General features: G+C 28.6%; 4 protein-coding genes. All 4 read right to left on the bottom strand.

Annotated elements, in window-relative coordinates:
• The coding region (locus ACJROP_RS01665) for a hypothetical protein (protein WP_406533763.1) at positions 1–511 on the bottom strand (511 nt) is incomplete at its 3' end.
• Between the two features lie 129 nt (positions 512–640).
• A complete protein-coding gene (locus ACJROP_RS01660) occupies positions 641–946 on the bottom strand; it encodes a hypothetical protein (RefSeq protein ID WP_406533762.1) in 306 nt (101 codons plus the stop codon).
• Positions 947–1,048: 102 nt separating this feature from the next.
• Positions 1,049–1,387, bottom strand: coding sequence for a hypothetical protein (locus ACJROP_RS01655; RefSeq protein ID WP_406533761.1), 339 nt, complete (start codon positions 1,385–1,387; stop codon positions 1,049–1,051).
• A gap of 138 nt (positions 1,388–1,525) precedes the next feature.
• On the bottom strand, positions 1,526–2,110 hold a 585-nt coding region (locus ACJROP_RS01650; RefSeq protein ID WP_406533760.1), incomplete at its 5' end, for a hypothetical protein.

The following is a 2,110-nucleotide window of genomic DNA, read 5'->3' as shown; positions in this document are numbered from 1 at the left end:
TAACTAGCAAAATAATCATCAGTGCTGCTAAACCAGTTAAAATGTAAGTAAGTTTATAAGTCTCTTGAGCTTTTTCAAAATTTTTTACAAGTTCCTCGCATCCTTTTTTACCACCAAGATATTCCTCTATATCACTTGTATCATTTTTTATTGATTTGTAGCCTGATTCATAATATATCTTTATATTTCTCATTTCATCATTCGTCAAATCACTAAATTCTGTTTTATCTTCTTTGCCTTCATTGTTGTAAAAATATTTTTTATCACTGTTGATATTCTTTATTATTGCATAACTTGACTGTTCTTCAGGATTTATCTTCATTAAGTTATTTTCAAGACTACCATTTGATGATGACATATTGTTACATATAACTATTATTGATCCCATTGTACACAAAAGAATTAGTCCTATAGCAATAAAAGAACCAAAATCCTTTATAGTATAAGTATCATGACGTGTATTTTTTAATTTTATAAAAACAGCAAGCACAATTGCAGTTAAAGCAGTCATAACAGCGTGAACAATAGTATATTTTAGACGAACCTCATCAATTATTGTTAGGCAAGAATCAATTTCCTCTATTAACTTACTTACATCAAGCGCAGAAACAAGATTATCATAGTTAGTTTTTATGCCATTTCAAAGATTTTTAGAATATCTTTTTGTAACACCAGAGTCATCATTAATTGCTTTTTCAATGATATTTTTATCCTCTTCTAATAAATTAAATCTATTATTAGAATTTATATACCCAATTTTAAAATTATCAACTTGTATTTCACCTTTTTTATGATCTTCTCTTTCAGTATCATAATCTTTTTCAGTAAAATCAAGAGAAAAATTTGTATTTTTAACTAGTTTAATGGCATTTTGATATTCAATTGGTTTTTCATCACTGTTATCTTCTTTTAATAATTCAGAAAGCAAATAACCATTAATCATCATTCCAGTAGTTGCTAAACCAGAGATATCTAACTTGCCTTTGTATTCCTTATCTTCATTTGGTACAGTCCAAAAATCATCATATCCATATTCATCACTTGTAGATCAAGTAAATTTAATATCTTGATTATTGAAGTAAATTTTATTAATTTGTTCCTCTTCATATTCTTTAGTTATTGGTAATACATAGTTTGTATATTCCCTTTCACCATCGCTAGCATTTAAATCAAAAATTGATGTGTTTTCATCTTCATAAAATGATTTGCTTTTTAGCGCTGAGGAATGAGCAGTTAGTTGAGCAACATTCTCTTTTTTAATGCAATCGGTCTTTACTAAAGTGTAATCAACATCAATAGAATATGTATTAGTGTAAGTATCGCCATTCATTTTGACAAGAATTGGTTTTAATGTGTAACCAATAATCATCTCATTACTAAATTTCACTGTTTTTTTAGAAGATGAAAAATATGAACCATTGCTGGTTTGTGGGTCAGAATCTTCATAACTTATCTCAAAAATATTGTTAAAATCTTCTACAGATATTTCTTTGCTACCATCACCATATGTAGAGAATAATTTATCTCAGCAATAATCATCAGCAACATCTTCTTTTACACTAATAGAATATTTTCCCATGAATTTTTTTAGTTGTTGTTGAGTTGCAAGACAATCTAATTCTTCACAAATCCCTTCAAAGCAAACGGACATTCCACTTTGAATATATTGAACAATTGAAACAACATCAGCATCACCATATTCAGCTTTAGCCTCAACATAAAGACTATTAAATTTAGCTTGTGCTTTTTCGCGATATTTACTTACATCAGGTATTCCTTTTTCTGCGCACATTAATACCACAGAATTAAGAATTGAACTTTCTATATCGGCAATTGCTTCATCTAGGGCAACGCTAGATTGTCTTGACAATCTAACCCCATAATTGTCTCTTGCATAATCTCTTAGAACATTAGTTCTGATTGTGTAACTCAGTGTTTTATTTTCACCACTGTAAAGAGAAGTATGAAGGGAATTTAAATTGTTTTGAAATGTGCATAAATTTGAATCATATGTTTCATCATCTATGTCAGCTGATTCCTTTTTTTGATCCAATTGGGATTTATACAATTCCTTAAAATCTTCTTCCATTCGCGTATATGTTGCATTATT

Origin of the sequence: Methanobrevibacter sp. (genome assembly GCF_045220775.1) — an archaeon.
Taxonomy (GTDB): domain Archaea; phylum Methanobacteriota; class Methanobacteria; order Methanobacteriales; family Methanobacteriaceae; genus Methanocatella.
Note: the sequence above shows the minus strand (reverse complement) of the source record. Positions and strands in the feature narration are given on the sequence as shown.